The sequence below is a fragment of the Hymenobacter terrestris genome, from assembly GCF_013377905.1.
Taxonomy (GTDB): domain Bacteria; phylum Bacteroidota; class Bacteroidia; order Cytophagales; family Hymenobacteraceae; genus Hymenobacter; species Hymenobacter terrestris.
The window spans coordinates 24899-38879 of sequence record NZ_JABKAV010000032.1 but is presented as its reverse complement, the minus strand read 5'-3'; the positions used below and the strand labels follow the sequence as shown (position 1 = coordinate 38879).

Sequence of the window (13981 nt, the reverse complement as noted above, 5' to 3'; positions counted from 1 at the left end):
CCACCCCCCACCTCCCCCGCCGCTATTTTGATTTACTGAACTGATGTAGCGCGAAGCTCCAGCTTCGCGTGTCGTTGCTGACTCCCGAACGATTTCGTTTAACGTTAAGCGCAGCCGGATCTGCACGCTACATCGATTCAAAGGCACCTAAGCTCTACGCTCCAAGCTCTACGCACTAAAAAATGCTCTACCTGCTCCCCTTGTTGCTGGCTGTGTTGCTTACCGTACTGGCCCTGCGCCGGGCCGATACGCGGCGGCGGGGGCTGCGCGTGGCGGCCGGGCTGCTGGCCGCGGCCGGGCTGGCCCTGACCGCCCTGCCACCTACCCGTGCCCGGCCGGCCGCGGCCCCAGGAGCCACCACGGCGGTGCTGCTCACGCCCGGATACTCTTCCGACACGCTGGCATCACTGCTGGCTCGCCTTGGGCCGGGTACCCCACTGTGGCGCTTTGCCCCCACCACAACCACTGCCGCCCCCGATACGCCCACCTTTCACAATGCCAGCGCCATTCGGGCTGGCCTGCCGGGACTGCGCCGCCTGCACGTGCTGGGCCAGGGCCTGCCGGCTGCCGATGTAGCCGCGCTGGCGGGCACAGCGCTGGAAGCCCACACCGACGCGCCAATAGTTGGCTTCCGGCAGGCAGCCTGGGAAGCGCGGCCCACATTGGGCGAAGTCTGGACGGTGAGCGGCTCGTTTGTGGCGGCCGAAGCCGGGCCGGTGTGGCTGCGGCTGCACGCGGCCGGCACCGTGCGTGATTCAGTACGGCTGCCGCGGGGTAGAGGGGAATTCCGGTTGCGCTTTACGCCGCGGGTAGCGGGCCGGGCGGTATACGCGCTGGAAGCCCGTGGCAACGACCAACCCGTGGCCCGCGAGCCGGTTCCGGTAGAGGTGCTTGCCGCCGAGCCGTTGCGGGTGTTGTTGCTGGCCGCCGCGCCATCGTTCGAGTTGCGGTTTCTAAAAAACTATCTGGCCGGCCGCCAGTACGCGGTGGCTTTGCGCACCGGACTAAGCCGGGGCCTCACCCAAACTGAGTTTCTCAACCTGCCCAGCCCGCCTGCCCTGGGCAACCTGACCCCTGCCCTGCTCGGCCGCTTCGATGTAGTACTGACCGACGCGGCCACGCTGGCCAGCTTCGGGGGGGGCGAAACAGCGGCGTTGCGCACGGCCATTGACAATGGCACTGCCGGCCTGCTGCTACTAGCCGATGCGCCTACTCTTCCCCGCCAGCTGCCTGCCGGGGCGGGCTTCGGGTTGCAGGCGCGCCCGGCAGCCGCTGCCGCTATGGCCCAAGGGCTGCGCTGGCCCGAGGCCCCGGCCGGCGCTACAGCGCTGGTACCGGCCACGTTGCGGCCCACAGAAGGGCTGCGGCCCCTCGTCAGCCTCGGCGCGGGCGGGCAGGCAGTTGCGGCGGCACGGCGCCTGGGGCTGGGCACGGTGGCGGTGAGTACGATTACCGAAACGTTTCCGTGGCAGTTAGGCGGCCAAGTGGCGGTGTACGAGGCCTATTGGAGCCGCCTACTCGGGGCCATTCGCCCGCCCCGGCCCGCCGCGCTTAGCATAGCGCCACTCAGCCATTGGCCCCGGCCCAACGCGCCGCTGGAACTGCGCACCACCGGTGCGACTACCGGCCCGCTTACCATTACTGAACCCACCGGCACAGCCGTATCGGCCACCCTGCGCCCCGACGCCCAGGTACCTGAGTGGAGCACTGCCACCTATTGGCCAGCAGCGGCCGGCTGGCACGAAGCCCGGACAGGCGCGGCGCGGCAGTGGTTTTATGTTTACGCCTCCGGGCAATGGCGTGGGCCCGAGCAGCCGCACTGGCAGTTAGCTGCCGCACAGTCGGCGGCCGCCCCAACCGTAGCCCCAGCAACAGTGGAGAGCCTAGGCGCTGGTGGTATGGCTGGGCGCGAAGCCTGGCCCCGCTGGTGGGGCTACGTTTTAGTGGTAATGGGCGCGGGCATGCTCTGGCTGGAGGAGAAGCTGTAGCTCGGCAGTCACCCAAACACTATCTAATTGGTAGTCAGCGGCTGGCTACTAAACTGCACTAACTCCTGCAGCGGAGTCCTATCTTACAGCCCGTTTCGGCCAAAAAACAGCCCGGGCCCCGCATTAGCGGAACCCGGGCTGCTATGGCAAACCGGCGGGGCCGGTCAGCACTTACTACTTAACCTCCTCCGTAGTGGTGGTCGTAGTGGTCGTCGAAGAAGCCTCCGTGGTTACGGGAGCAGTTTCGGTGTTAACTGGAGCAACTTCGGTCGTCGTTACCGTCGTGTCCATGGTGGTCGTGGTGGCGTCCATCGTGGTCATGTCGGTGGTAGTGGTGGTTTCAACGGCCTTCTGCTCGCACGAAGTGAGGGCGGCGGCGAAAACGGCTACCAGGGCCGAAGCTTTCAGGAAATTTTTCATGTTGGGGGTTGGTTGGAAATATATGATCCGAAAAACGCGGTTCATCCGTAAACCGGCCAATAGTAACCTGCTGTCGAAAAATAAATTTTCGGCGGGTTACCCAACCCTCCTCCACGTATTAAGCAACAAAGCGAATGGGTAAGGGTCAACCTTCCTACACCGATGAGGAGTTCGTGGCGGCCATCCGCCGCGACGACGAACGGGCGCTGGCCCAGCTCTACCGGCTGCATTTTCCTATGATTTCGCACTACGTGCTGCAAAACAGCGGCACCGACGACGAAGCCAAGGACGTGTACCAGGAGGGCGTAATGGTATTTTACGAGAAGGTCCGCGACGGCTCCCTAGAGCTCAGCTGCCAGATCAAAACCTACCTCTACGCGGTCTGCCGCCGCCTGTGGCTCAAGCGGCTCGCCGAGAAAACCCGCTTCGGCGGCCGCCTCGACGACCATGAGCCCTTCCTGGAAACCGGTGCCGAGGCCGACTTGGAACGGGCCGAGGAAAAGGAACGGCAGTTGGGCACTATGGCCCAGTCGCTCGACCTGATTGGGGAGCCCTGCCGCTCGCTGCTCGAAGGCTTTTACCTGCTCGATAAGTCGATGCAGCAATTAACGGACGAGTTTGGCTACACCAACGCCGACAACGCCAAAAACCAGAAATACAAGTGTTTGGTACGCCTGAAAAAGCTCTTTTTCAATCAGTACCAGGAATCTAATTAGTGCTTAGAACCTAGTTCTCAGTGTTTAGGCCGTAGGATGCAACCGGACAGTTTTCAGGATTTTCCTGCTGACTCTGCCAAGCACCACGAACGATACACGAGGTCCTATCTAATAAGCACTAACCACGAGGCTCTAAGCTGTACACAATGAAAACCGAAGCCGACTACTACGCCTTATTCGAAGCCTACCGCGCCGGCGGACTGGCGGATGCGGAACGGACGGCCCTGGAGCACCGGCTGGCCGCCGACCCCGCGCTGGCCCAGCGCCTGACCGAATTTGAGGAGCTGACCGGTACGCTGACCGGCTACGGGCGGCGCCTGGCACTGCGCCAGCGCCTGGCGGCCATCCATGCCGATATGGTGACCGAGCAGGCTCCTCGCCTCGATTTGGCTAAAGTGGCCGAGCAGGACGAGCGGGGCGAGCAGTTCGCCTCCGGGCAGGCCCCACGGCCCATGCTGCGTATTTCGCGTACCGAGCAGAAACTACGCGCCTTCTGGCAGGGCCACCGCGCCACCATGATGGTGGCCGCCGCCGTGGCCGTGCTGGCCGTATTCACGACCCTGCTAGGCCTGGAAATGTACCGTACTTCCCAGCAAACCTCCTCGTCGCGCAATGGCTACACGATGCTGCGCCGCGAAGTGGAGCGCATTAAGCGCGACCAGCGCAGCATGAACCGCGCCATCACCCAGATAGATGCGGGCGCACCCGCCGAACGCCTTAACCCCGGCAAGTTCAGCGGCACAGGCTTTGCCCTGACCGCTGATGGCTACCTCGTAACCAGCTACCACGTTATTCAGGGGGCCGACTCGCTGCTAATTGAGCGGGGCCAGCAGCGCTTCCGGGCCGAAACCGTGTTTACCGATGTGGCCCACGACCTGGCCATTCTGCAGATTACCGACAAGGATTTCACCGGCTTTGGTCGCCTGCCTTACGCTTTTAAGCGGGGACAATCGGAGCTGGGCGAGAAGGTATACACCCTTGGTTACCCGCGCGAAGACCTGGTATTCAACGACGGCTCGCTGAGCGCCCGCTCGGGTTTCGAAGGCGACACGGGTTTCTATCAGGTAAGCATTCCGGTGAACCCCGGCAACTCGGGCGGCCCGCTACTCGATGACCGCGGCAACCTGATTGGGGTAGTAAGCGGACGGCAGATGGACGTGCAGAGCGCCGCCTTCGCCACCAAATCGTCGTACCTGATGCGGCTGGTGGACTCGTTGAGCGCCGCCGGTGCGGGCAAGCCTTACAACCTGCCCCGCTACAACCAGCTCGGCGGCGCCACGCGCCCCCAGCAAATCCGCAAGCTCCAAGACTATGTGTTCGTGGTGAAAGTGTACGAATAAGCGTTTGGCTGCAAGCTAAACGTTCCGGCCCTACTGCCTCGGCAGTAGGGCTTTTTTGTGCGAATTGCCGATCTATAACAACCCAACATATTGATGTTTAAACTTCTACGTTCACATGTCCGGGCCAACCGATAGCGCACCAAGAAAATCACACCCTATTCTGTATCCAATATTAAAACTGGGGCCCGGCCGCTTGTCTTTTAGCCAACAGAGGTTGCGGAGCATGGTGTAGGGTTGGCTGTTTAGTTCACTTCTCCCTAATAGCTTACTCCGTTCTTGTTCTTTCACCAACCCATCAGCCTCATGGACCGCCGCACTTTTCTTCGCAAATCTTTGTCCGGACTCGTGGCCGCCTAAATACGGTGCGCCACGCCCTCGACCGCACTATGGCTATGGATCCCCACCGGTTGCCGGTTGATTTAAGCAGCTTGGCAGCCGGAGCCTACCACTGCCAGGTAAGCGAAGACCTGCGCAGCAGTAGCCTGTTGCTGTCGTGGAGTAGGGCCGCTGCCCTGCTAAGCCCGTCCGTAGCGGTTTCTTTGCAAATCCAGGTATCAAAATCGGCTGATGTGCGTACAGCTTCGAAGGCAGCCCGCTTGGGCAGCCCCAGACTTCTTTTACAGCTGATTCTGCCTTTTTACTATGAGCAACCAACTCTCCACCGAAGTAGAAAAAATTCTACCCGAAGACATCATCAACACGCTGCAAAGCGGCTACCGGGTGTTCCGCGGCGAGCAGGAGCACTTCGACGATATGGTAAAGCATGGCAGCTCGCTACTGCGCAAAATCTCGCAGCGCTTTACTCCCGTTCAGATTATTGTGGGCATTGCTGTGCTGGCCAGCGTGGCTGTTGTTGCCATATCGAAGACGGCTGAGGCCCTCGAAGACCACAATACCCAGTAACCCGCAACAGGAAGACCAGCCGTGGTTTGCAGCAAAAGCAAAGCCTCTTCCCGATGGGAGGAGGCTTTTTTATGTGAAGTACTTACAAATATACTTTTATCAATAATATTTTATCCATATACTTGCACAAGCAATATAAATACTTGCTTAAGACCCAAGTCATGCAACTGCCCGTCTAGATTGATCTGGCCGCCTACGACTAAATATTCCTGCTATTAAACTTCTTTCATTATGAAAATCTTGGTATCGTTTTTCCTGCTGGCAGGATCTATTGCGCTGGTAACTCCTGCCCATGCGCAGCAGCCCACTACCCGCCCTGTGGCCAACGGTAGCCTTAAGCCCGCGAACGGGCAACCAGCCAACAACGGCCAGATTGCAGCCACCAGCGTAGCCGAACCCAAGCTTACCTGGCAGCAGCGGCGCGCTATAAAAAGAAAGAAGCTCACGCCTTACGCCGAGGCCATGCTGCACAACGAGCTGCTGCGCGAGGAGCCGGCCAAAAAACCGGAAACAGCCTGTTTTAGCGCCGAAGTTTAACGGGTTCGCGCTAAGTAAGCCTCGCGTGCTTCGCGCAGGAGGCGTAGCAGGGTAGTCCGCTGACGCAGCAGGGCCTCCATGACCGGCCGCTGGCTGCCAAACAGGCGCAAGGCCCGCAGGCGCTGTTGCCGCTCCTGCAGGGTGCCGGCGTAACCGAGCGCATAGAAGCCCGATACCGGCAGGCTCAGAAAATAGAGGAGCGTCCAGCGCCAGTCCTGCGTGACGTGCTGCACCAGGGCCGTCTGGCCCAGGTAAAAGCCGGTGAACGTAATCATGCCCACTGTCAGCATAATGGGGGCCACGAACTCGGCTTCGCTGGTGGCCCGGCGCGCCACCCACGACGGAATAATGTAGGGCAGATAGTTGTTGAGCAGCCCGTATACATATACCGGCAGGCCCAGTAGCAGGCGCCCCGATGCCAGCAGCGCCCGGCTGGCGCGGGTGCCGGCCGGGCCACGGGCAGCCAGGGCATCGTCGGTGAGGCCCATTTGCTCCAGCTGCTGCAGGTAGGCGTGCAGGCGCTGGCGCAGCTCGGCAAGGCGCTCCGGATCGTGCTGCCCGAAGTAGCGGCTGGCCCTCAGCAGCGTGCGGCTGAGTTGAAAATTGTCGTAGAGCGTTTCTTCGTCGTCCTGAATCAGGTGCTGGCCAAAGGTGCGCTCCACTTGGGTTATCAACTCATCCTCCTCATCGGAAACCGTGATGACGAGCCGTTGCGCCAGGCGAGTGCGGATTTCGGTGGTGAGGGCCTCGGCGGCGGCTTCGGGATCCTGGCGGTACTGCGCGGCGTAATCGGCCACCAAAATGGGTTCGGCCGGGTTGATGAACACGTCGGAGCGGAAGCGCTGGGGGTCGAAGTAGTTGATACCAAAGGGCAGAATACGCAGCCCCAGCTGGAAATCACGACGGGCTTCGGCCCCGAGAGCAATGCGGGCGGCTCCGGTTTTGAGGGGCCGCAGCCGCCGCTCCGACACACTGGTACCTTCGGGGAAAATCATGATGGTGCCGCCGCGGTCGAAGTAGTCGTAGCAGCGCCCGAAGGCCTTTTCGTTCTGGGCTTCGAGCTGAGCCGACGTAAGCGTTTCGGCCCCGGTTTCGAGGTCCTGGCGGCGGTAGATGGGAATGGAGTTGCCCGACTCCATAATGGCGCGCAGAATCGGGTTTTGGAAAAACGTGCTTTTGGCCAGAAACGCAATGGGCTGGCGGCGGTTGACGGCGGCCACCAGCGGGTCCATGAGCGTGTTGGGGTGGTTGCTGGCGATGAGCAGCGGCCCCGGCCCTTGCAGCCGCTCGCGGTTGCGCACTTCGAGCCGACGGAAGAAAACGCGCAACGCCACCTGCACCAGGGGCTTCATGACATTGTAGAAAAGCATGGCTACAAGAAAGGTAGATTTTTGGCGGAAACCGGTAGTTGTTTATTGGCTCTAGTTGCCGCCTGCCGAGCCGGCAGCCAAACCACAATTCACCAGATTCCGACTTTTCGGATAGCTTGGACAGTAGTTTGCGACGGGTCGCGCATCTTTACGCCTTATGAACCGCTCGCTGCTGCTTTTCTTGCTGCTTTTTTTGCTGAGTGCCGGCAGCCTGCTGCGCCCGGTGGCTGCTCATGCCCAAACTGTAGCCTCCGATACGCTCGAATCCGGCCCTTCGCCAGCCCCCGCTCCTACCCAGGCCGCCACGCTGCGGCAAGCCCGGCAGCTGGTGCTGGAGCGCCGCTACAACAGCGCCTGGCAGCTGCTGGCCCGCCTCGATCCGCGCAACGCCGACCCCGCCGTAGTCATCGAGAAAGCCGATCTGGCCCTGCGCTACTACACCAATACCGACCAGCTCCGGCGCTTTGCCTTCCGCGACCTGAAGCTGCTCGACCTGGCCCCCGACAGCCTGCGCCAACTGGGCCTCGACAGCCTGCGCTACCGCTTTGCGGTGCGGCAGGTGCTGGAACGGTTGCAGCGCCGCTACCCTGCCAACTACCGCCTCTCGCGGGCCCTGGGCGACTACTACTACACCGTGCAGCAGTGCGACTGCGCCGAAGCAGGCATTGGCGAAGACGAGGTGTTTCTGCGTACCATCAACGAGTATCAGCAGGCCCATGCCCACGGCCAGGGCGACTACCTTTCTTACTTTGCGCTGGGCTACGCCTACCAGCGCCTGGGCCGTTTCCAGGCCAGTCTGGCCCCCTTCGAGCGGTCGTTGCAACTGCGTCCGCGCAACCCTACGGTGCACCTGAATATGGCCTTTGTGCTGCTGGAGCTGCGCGAGCTGGAAAAAGCCCGCGGCCAGGCCCGCCTTGCCCGACAGTTCTTCCCCGATGCCCACCGGAAAGAGGATGCCGGCTTTCTGCTGAAAGAAATAGAGGAACGCATCCGGCAAACCAACCCCGAAGTCCCCACTGCCCCGACAGTAGCACCCGATACCGCCCGAGCAGCCCCGCCCGCCGAGGCTTTATCGCCGCCCACTGATGCTGATGCAGTTAAAGACGAGCCCGTACTAAAGGGGCAGCCGGAGGCCGAGCCTAAGAAAGCCGAACCAACGCAGGCTCAGAAGACCGAGCCGGCGAAAAGCAGTAAGCCTTCGAAGGACAAAGGCGCGAAGAAAGCGGCGGCTACCGGAGAACCCAAGGCAGCCAAAGCGCCATCAGCAACAACAACTTCCACAAACCCTCCTGCGTCGGCTCAGGTCGAAGAGGCCGGCCCTAACAAGAGCACCGCACAGCCAGCTAGTCAGCAGAAAAAGAAGCTCAGCAAGCCCGAAAAAGAGTCTGTGAAGCAGTGAGCGGGCCTGCGGCGGGCTAGCTGAAAGGCTAACGGACTTCCCCCGCGTGAATGCACAGCCGGCAAAAAACCGGTCATGCTGAGCGCAGCCGAAGCATCTCTACCGCAACAGTAATCATATACTACTGCGGTAGAGATGCTTCGGCTGCGCTCAGCATGACGCTTTTTTGCCGGATATCTTGGCGCTACCTCATTTGTTCATCACGCTGTTCTGGCGGTTGATGGATTCGAGGTGCACGGCATCGAAGTACTTGCGAATGAAGTCGGCGGTGAGGCCCAGTTGGTCGCCTTTGCGGATGCCGCGCTCCAGAATTTCGTTCCAGCGGCTGGTTTGCAAAATAGTGATGTCGTTTTCCTTTTTGTAGCGGCCAATACTTTCGGCCACCTGCATCCGCTGGCCCAGCAGGTGCAGAATTTCATCGTCGAGCTGGTTGATTTGCTCGCGCAGTTGGGCCAGTACTGTCAGGAACTCCTGCTGGTCGGTGGTTTCCTGGCGCCATATCAGGCCATCGAGCAGTTCGGCCAGGCGCTGCGGGGTCACCTGCTGCTTGGCATCTGACCAAGCATTATCGGGGTCGATGTGCGATTCGAGCATCAGGCCGTCGAACCCCAGGTCGATGGACTGCTGGGCCACGGCAGCCAGGCCGGTGCGGTTGCCACAGATGTGGCTGGGGTCGCAGATGAGCGGCAAATCGGGCAGGCGCCGCCGCATTTCGATGGGCAGATGCCACATGGGCGCGTTGCGGTACTCGGTGTTGCCGTAGCTGGCGAAGCCCCGATGAATCAGGCCAATGTCCTTCACTCCGGCCTTGGCGAGGCGCTCCACTGCCCCCAGCCACAGCTCCAAATCGGGGTGGACCGGGTTTTTGATGAACACCGGCACCTGCACGCCGCGCAGCGCATCGGCCAGCGCCTGCACCGAAAAGGGGTTTACCGTGGTGCGGGCCCCAATCCAGAGCACATCCACCTCAAAGGCCAGCGCATCCTCTACGTGCTTGGGTGTGGCCACCTCCACGGTAGTTGGCAGGCCCGTTAGCTGCCGGGCCTTTTGCAGCCACGGCAGTCCTTTGGTGCCAATACCCTCAAACATGCCCGGCTTGGTGCGCGGCTTCCAGATGCCCGCCCGCAGCATATCGACCCGGCCGGTAGCGGCCAGTTGCGTGCAGGTAGCCAGCAGCTGTTCTTCGGTTTCGGCCGAGCAAGGCCCGGAAATAATCAGCGGCTTTTTACTGGGAAATTTGGTGGCAACAGCCGTTTGGGCTTCTGTCTGAGGCATGAGTTCGGGGAATGAATGTGTTGAGGGTTTGGAGATGGTATAGGGCTCAGCATGATGACCTTGCCCCTTTGTCTCCTCATTTTAAAATTTTCCTAATCCGGTTGGCCTGCTCGATTTGCTCATAGAGGCCGGCGTCGTTGCCGTCGGCAAGTAGGTCGCGCAGGTGCTGAAGCTGGCGCAGGTGCTCATCTACTACATCCAGCACGTTGTCGCGGTTTTGACGGAAAATGGGCACCCACATAGCGGGCGAGCTTTTGGCCAGCCGCACCGTCGATTCGAAACCGCCGCTGGCCAGCGCGAATATCTGCTGCTCGCTTTGCTCTTTCTGCAACACCGTAAGCGCCAAAGCAAACGAGCTGATGTGCGAGATGTGTGACACGTACGCAGCGTGCAGGTCGTGGGCGGCGGCCGACATATACGTCAGTTGCATAGCCAAGCGCCCGAACACGGCCTCTACCCGCGCCAGCGCGTCGGGCGCACTGGCGGCTGCGTCGCACACCACCAAGGTTTTACCCTCAAACAGCTTCGGCACCGCGGCTTCGGGTCCCGAGTGCTCGGTGCCCGCCATGGGGTGCACCGCCACAAAGCGGGCCCGGTTGGCGTGGTCGGCTACCTGGCGCAGCAGTAGCTCCTTGGTCGAGCCCACATCAATAACTACCTGCCGGTCGGTGGCCACGTCGAGCACCTGGGGCAGCACCGTGAGCATGGCATCCATGGGCACCGCCACCACCACCAGATCGGCCCGGCCCACGGCCTCAGGCAGGTTATCAGCCGGCTCATTAATCAGCCCCAGCGCCAGGGCCTGCGCCAGGTTTTGGGGGCTGTGGTCGAGGCCGATAATATGGTGGGCCAACCCGGTTTCGCGCAGGCCAAGGGCCAGCGAACCGCCAATCAACCCAATCCCAATGATACTGACAACCATACTTTTACTATGTATAATGTGTGGAGTAAGAAGGAATGATACTGGCGTTGTGTGCGCTGCTTACCAGCTCACTGCCTGCACCCGTTTCAGCGCCGCTTGCAGCACTTTGGGCGGCTGGCATAAACTCACGCGAATGTAGCCGTTGCCGTTGCTGCCGAATATCCCGCCGGGTGTCAGAAACACGCGGGCCTGATGCAATAGCGCGTCGCTTAGGGCGTAACCGTCGGCGTATGCGGGCGGCACGGCAGCCCACACAAACAGGCCCACCTGGCCCGGTATGGGGTAGCAGCCGAGCTGCGCCAGCAGCTCCAGCACCAGTTCGCGGCGGGCGGCATACCGGGCATTCAGTTCCTGATGCCAGCTGTCGTCCAGGCCCAGGGCCACCACGGCCGCCAGCTGCACCGGCAGAAACATGCCCGAGTCGAGGTTGCTTTTAAAGCGTAGCACCTGCTGGAGCAAGTCGGCGCGGCCGGCCAGCAGCCCCACCCGCCAGCCCGCCAGGTTGTGCGACTTACTGAGCGAGTTCAGCTCCAGCACCACCTCGCGCGCGCCCGCCACCGCCAGCAGGCTTTGCGCGGGCTGCTCGTTGAGGATGAAACTATAGGGGTTATCGTGCACCAACAGAATATCGTGGGCGGTGGCAAACGCTACCAGCCGCTCGAAAAAGCCGGGGGGCGGCGGGGTGCCGGTGGGCATGTGCGGATAATTGACCCACATGATTTTCACCCGGCGCAAGTCCTGGCGGGCCAATGCCTCCAAGTCAGGCAGCCAGTTGTTTTCGGCCGTCAGGTCGTAGTCGCGGGGGGTGGCACCGCTGAGCTGGGCTGCGGCACGGTAGGCCGGGTAGCCGGGATTGGGCAGTAGCACCTCGTCGCCAGACTCCAAAAAAGTCATGCTTATATGCATAATGCCTTCCTTGGAGCCCAGCAAGGGCAGTGTTTCGGTGGCCGGATCGAGCGTTACGCCGTACTGGCGCTGGTACCAGCCAGCCATGGCCTGCCGCAAAGCGGGCACGCCTTGGTAGCTCTGGTAAGCATGGGCGTCAGGCCGCTGGGCGGCTTCCGTCAGGGTCGCCACCACGCGCGGGTGGGGTGGCAAATCGGGCGAGCCAATACCCAGATTAATCACGGGTTCTCCTGACTGATTGAGCGCGGCAATTTCGCGCAGCTTCTGCGAAAAGTAATATTCCTGGGTATGCTGCAGGCGGCTGGCAACTTGCATCTGACTGGTGTTTTAGCTATTAGGACGAACGGTGGATTGCATTGAGCCGGGAGTCAACTCAAACCAGCTCTGCCACAACGGTTTTTGGGGTGGCAACTACGGTATGCTTCAGCCGCTCCGATACGCTTAACGTAAGCGCGACTCTTTCATTCAACTCAAGTTCCATAGCCTCCCGGCAGTAGGCACCCACTCTGCAGGCTATCGGTGAGCGGAACTAGGGCCGCGAGAGTGGCCGCGAGCTGGGATGGCTCGTCGAACTCCAGGCCGGAGTGGAAAGCAGTGCCAGGTGCGGCCCGGTCGGCGGCACGGCTAACGCCAGCCCGAAATACCGACGGGCCGCAATCTGATGGAAAAAGCCCTCAAAACCCTGAATAGCAACCATGAGGTGAGGTAATGAAATAGAGAGTTTGGTGTTTGAGGCGCGTGACCAAGGGCACAAAAAAAGCGCCTCCCGAGAGTGTCGGGAGGCGCTGAAAATTTCGGTGTGAAATACTACAGAACGGCCGCTCGACTGCTGGGGAAGCAGTAGAAATAAAAGCTGGAATAAAAGCGGGCGGCAGACTGAAGCATGGCGACAAGGTGGGGCAGCAAACTGGCAATTCCAAATCTAACGCTTAAAAAAATCCTAACGAACGGTAGTCGATTCGGCTGGTGCTGCGCCTGTGCTGGTCAACAATTGCCTCGGCGGGCCAACTCTCCTGCTGCAACATCCGGCCTTAAGTTCAATGCATTGCGCTTAGCCTGACTGAGACCAGCGCCCAATCTGGCACGGTTTTGCCATATCCCCCTCACAACTGCCTCTCAGGCCTTCTTTCGCCCATATTTTCCGCTCATGACTACTACTAAGCTATTCGCTCGCCTCGCCGCCGCTACACTATTTGTTGCTGGTTTGACTACCGCCGCCGAAGCACAGGTACGCCGCGTTCCGGTTCGGCCCGCGCCCACCTATTCCTCCTCGTCGGCTACCGATGGCGTAAAGTTCGGCATCCGGGCCGGCGTAAACGTGGCCGACTTTTCGGGCGACGCCGTGGATACATTCAAGGACTTTGCCGCGCTGGGCAACGGTGCCCTCACCCAGGAGATGAAACCCGGCTTTTACGCCGGGCTATATGTCACGCTGCCGCTGGGGCCGCGCTTTGCCATCGAGCCCGGCTTGGGGTACTCCGAGAAGGGGGTGAGGCTGAACGGCCGCATTCCGTTCGAGCAGTTCGAATTCCTCAACGCCAAGCTCGACGGTACCGCCCGCCTGGCTTACCTCGATATTCCGATTCTGGCCAAAGCCTACATCACCGATGGCCTCTACGTGTACGCGGGCCCGCAGGCTTCGCTGCTGCTCTCGGGCAAAGCCCGGGTAAAGGCCAGCGCCTTCGGGTTTACGGCCTACCAGAACGATTTTGATATAAAGAACCGGCTGCAGACACTGGATTTTGCCGTAGTGGGCGGCCTGGGCTACCAGTTCCAGAACGGCTTCGGCCTGAACGCCGGTTATGATTACGGCTTGGTCTCCCTCGACAAAAACAACAACTTCGATATTCAGAACCGCGTCATCAAAGCCTCGCTGAACTACTCCTTTTAAGGCAAGTATTGAGAAAGTGCGTATTGGATAGTGAGATGCCGTTCTACCAGCCTATTGGGGTCAGTAGAACGGCATCTCACTATCCAATACATACTTCTTGGTACAAAATAAAAAACCGAAGGCGGCCCGGCGACGTGGGTGACACAGGAGCTGCAACTCACTGCGCCCGCCGTCTGTGAGTGAGGTGGACCGCCTTCGGAATATGGGGGCCGGATTTGCTGGGGCCGGCATTGAGGAGCTTGCAGGCGGCAACCAAGCTATCTGCTGTAAGCAGGAGCACCGGCTGGCTCCGTTAAGTTGCAAGCTAACGGCCC

General features: G+C 60.8%; 13 protein-coding genes. 7 read left to right on the top strand and 6 right to left on the bottom strand.

Going from position 1 to position 13981, the window contains the following annotated elements; translation table 11 throughout:
- Window positions 1–182: 182 nt before the first annotated feature.
- Window positions 183–1988 carry a hypothetical protein gene (locus HW556_RS11650; protein WP_176900219.1) on the top strand — a complete coding sequence of 602 codons (1806 nt, stop codon included), beginning with the start codon at window positions 183–185 and terminating at the stop codon, window positions 1986–1988.
- A gap of 174 nt (window positions 1989–2162) precedes the next feature.
- Here HW556_RS11650 and HW556_RS11645 read toward each other — a convergent pair whose 3' ends face one another.
- Window positions 2163–2408 carry a hypothetical protein gene (locus tag HW556_RS11645; protein ID WP_176900218.1) on the bottom strand — a complete coding sequence of 82 codons (246 nt, stop codon included), beginning with the start codon at window positions 2406–2408 and terminating at the stop codon, window positions 2163–2165.
- Window positions 2409–2542: 134 nt separating this feature from the next.
- Between HW556_RS11645 and HW556_RS11640 the strand changes: the two genes are divergently transcribed.
- From HW556_RS11640 to HW556_RS11625, 4 genes are all read left to right on the top strand, one after another.
- Window positions 2543–3124, top strand: coding sequence for an RNA polymerase sigma factor (locus HW556_RS11640; RefSeq protein ID WP_176900217.1), 582 nt, complete (start codon window positions 2543–2545; stop codon window positions 3122–3124).
- 146 nt (window positions 3125–3270) lie between these two features.
- Window positions 3271–4464 carry a trypsin-like peptidase domain-containing protein gene (locus tag HW556_RS11635; protein ID WP_176900216.1) on the top strand — a complete coding sequence of 398 codons (1194 nt, stop codon included), beginning with the start codon at window positions 3271–3273 and terminating at the stop codon, window positions 4462–4464.
- A gap of 642 nt (window positions 4465–5106) precedes the next feature.
- Window positions 5107–5367, top strand: coding sequence for a hypothetical protein (locus tag HW556_RS11630; protein WP_176900215.1), 261 nt, complete (start codon window positions 5107–5109; stop codon window positions 5365–5367).
- Between the two features lie 231 nt (window positions 5368–5598).
- Window positions 5599–5904, top strand: coding sequence for a hypothetical protein (locus tag HW556_RS11625; protein ID WP_176900214.1), 306 nt, complete (start codon window positions 5599–5601; stop codon window positions 5902–5904).
- On the opposite strand, the gene HW556_RS11620 is transcribed toward HW556_RS11625, so the two are convergent.
- On the bottom strand, window positions 5901–7274 hold the full coding sequence (locus HW556_RS11620) for a lysophospholipid acyltransferase family protein (protein ID WP_176900213.1): 1374 nt from the start codon (window positions 7272–7274) through the stop codon (window positions 5901–5903). The two genes, HW556_RS11625 and HW556_RS11620, sit on opposite strands and share 4 nt — an antisense overlap.
- 157 nt (window positions 7275–7431) lie before the next feature.
- On the opposite strand from HW556_RS11620, the gene HW556_RS11615 reads away from it, so the two are divergent.
- Window positions 7432–8673: a tetratricopeptide repeat protein gene (locus HW556_RS11615; protein WP_176900212.1), complete on the top strand. Its 1242-nt coding sequence runs from the start codon at window positions 7432–7434 to the stop codon at window positions 8671–8673.
- Window positions 8674–8862: 189 nt separating this feature from the next.
- Here the strand turns inward: HW556_RS11615 and HW556_RS11610 are convergent, their stop codons facing one another.
- The 4 genes from HW556_RS11610 to HW556_RS11595 all read right to left on the bottom strand — a co-directional run bounded on the left by HW556_RS11610 (window position 8863) and on the right by HW556_RS11595 (window position 12473).
- Window positions 8863–9948, bottom strand: coding sequence for a chorismate mutase (locus HW556_RS11610; RefSeq protein ID WP_176900211.1), 1086 nt, complete (start codon window positions 9946–9948; stop codon window positions 8863–8865).
- Window positions 9949–10024: 76 nt separating this feature from the next.
- Window positions 10025–10870, bottom strand: coding sequence for a prephenate dehydrogenase (locus HW556_RS11605; protein ID WP_176900210.1), 846 nt, complete (start codon window positions 10868–10870; stop codon window positions 10025–10027).
- Window positions 10871–10930: 60 nt separating this feature from the next.
- Window positions 10931–12091: a pyridoxal phosphate-dependent aminotransferase gene (locus tag HW556_RS11600; RefSeq protein WP_176900209.1), complete on the bottom strand. Its 1161-nt coding sequence runs from the start codon at window positions 12089–12091 to the stop codon at window positions 10931–10933.
- 214 nt (window positions 12092–12305) lie between these two features.
- Window positions 12306–12473 (bottom strand): hypothetical protein, encoded by a 168-nt coding sequence (locus tag HW556_RS11595; protein ID WP_176900208.1) that lies wholly within the window; start codon window positions 12471–12473, stop codon window positions 12306–12308.
- 450 nt (window positions 12474–12923) lie between these two features.
- Between HW556_RS11595 and HW556_RS11590 the strand changes: the two genes are divergently transcribed.
- Complete coding sequence (locus HW556_RS11590) at window positions 12924–13667, top strand: porin family protein (protein WP_176900207.1); 744 nt, start codon at window positions 12924–12926, stop codon at window positions 13665–13667.
- The last annotated feature ends 314 nt before the right edge of the window (window positions 13668–13981 follow it).

Excerpts from the sequence above, each read along its gene's own strand:
- HW556_RS11590 (WP_176900207.1), top strand. The coding sequence starts at position 12,924 with ATGACTACTACTAAGCTATTCGCTCGCCTCGCCGCCGCTACACTATTT.
- HW556_RS11640 (WP_176900217.1), top strand. The coding sequence starts at position 2,543 with ATGGGTAAGGGTCAACCTTCCTACACCGATGAGGAGTTCGTGGCGGCC.
- HW556_RS11620 (WP_176900213.1), bottom strand. The coding sequence starts at position 7,274 with ATGCTTTTCTACAATGTCATGAAGCCCCTGGTGCAGGTGGCGTTGCGC.
- HW556_RS11615 (WP_176900212.1), top strand. The coding sequence starts at position 7,432 with ATGAACCGCTCGCTGCTGCTTTTCTTGCTGCTTTTTTTGCTGAGTGCC.
- HW556_RS11645 (WP_176900218.1), bottom strand. The coding sequence starts at position 2,408 with ATGAAAAATTTCCTGAAAGCTTCGGCCCTGGTAGCCGTTTTCGCCGCC.
- HW556_RS11635 (WP_176900216.1), top strand. The coding sequence starts at position 3,271 with ATGAAAACCGAAGCCGACTACTACGCCTTATTCGAAGCCTACCGCGCC.
- HW556_RS11605 (WP_176900210.1), bottom strand. The coding sequence starts at position 10,870 with ATGGTTGTCAGTATCATTGGGATTGGGTTGATTGGCGGTTCGCTGGCC.
- HW556_RS11600 (WP_176900209.1), bottom strand. The coding sequence starts at position 12,091 with ATGCAAGTTGCCAGCCGCCTGCAGCATACCCAGGAATATTACTTTTCG.
- HW556_RS11650 (WP_176900219.1), top strand. The coding sequence starts at position 183 with ATGCTCTACCTGCTCCCCTTGTTGCTGGCTGTGTTGCTTACCGTACTG.
- HW556_RS11630 (WP_176900215.1), top strand. The coding sequence starts at position 5,107 with ATGAGCAACCAACTCTCCACCGAAGTAGAAAAAATTCTACCCGAAGAC.
- HW556_RS11595 (WP_176900208.1), bottom strand. The coding sequence starts at position 12,473 with ATGGTTGCTATTCAGGGTTTTGAGGGCTTTTTCCATCAGATTGCGGCC.
- HW556_RS11610 (WP_176900211.1), bottom strand. The coding sequence starts at position 9,948 with ATGCCTCAGACAGAAGCCCAAACGGCTGTTGCCACCAAATTTCCCAGT.
- HW556_RS11625 (WP_176900214.1), top strand. The coding sequence starts at position 5,599 with ATGAAAATCTTGGTATCGTTTTTCCTGCTGGCAGGATCTATTGCGCTG.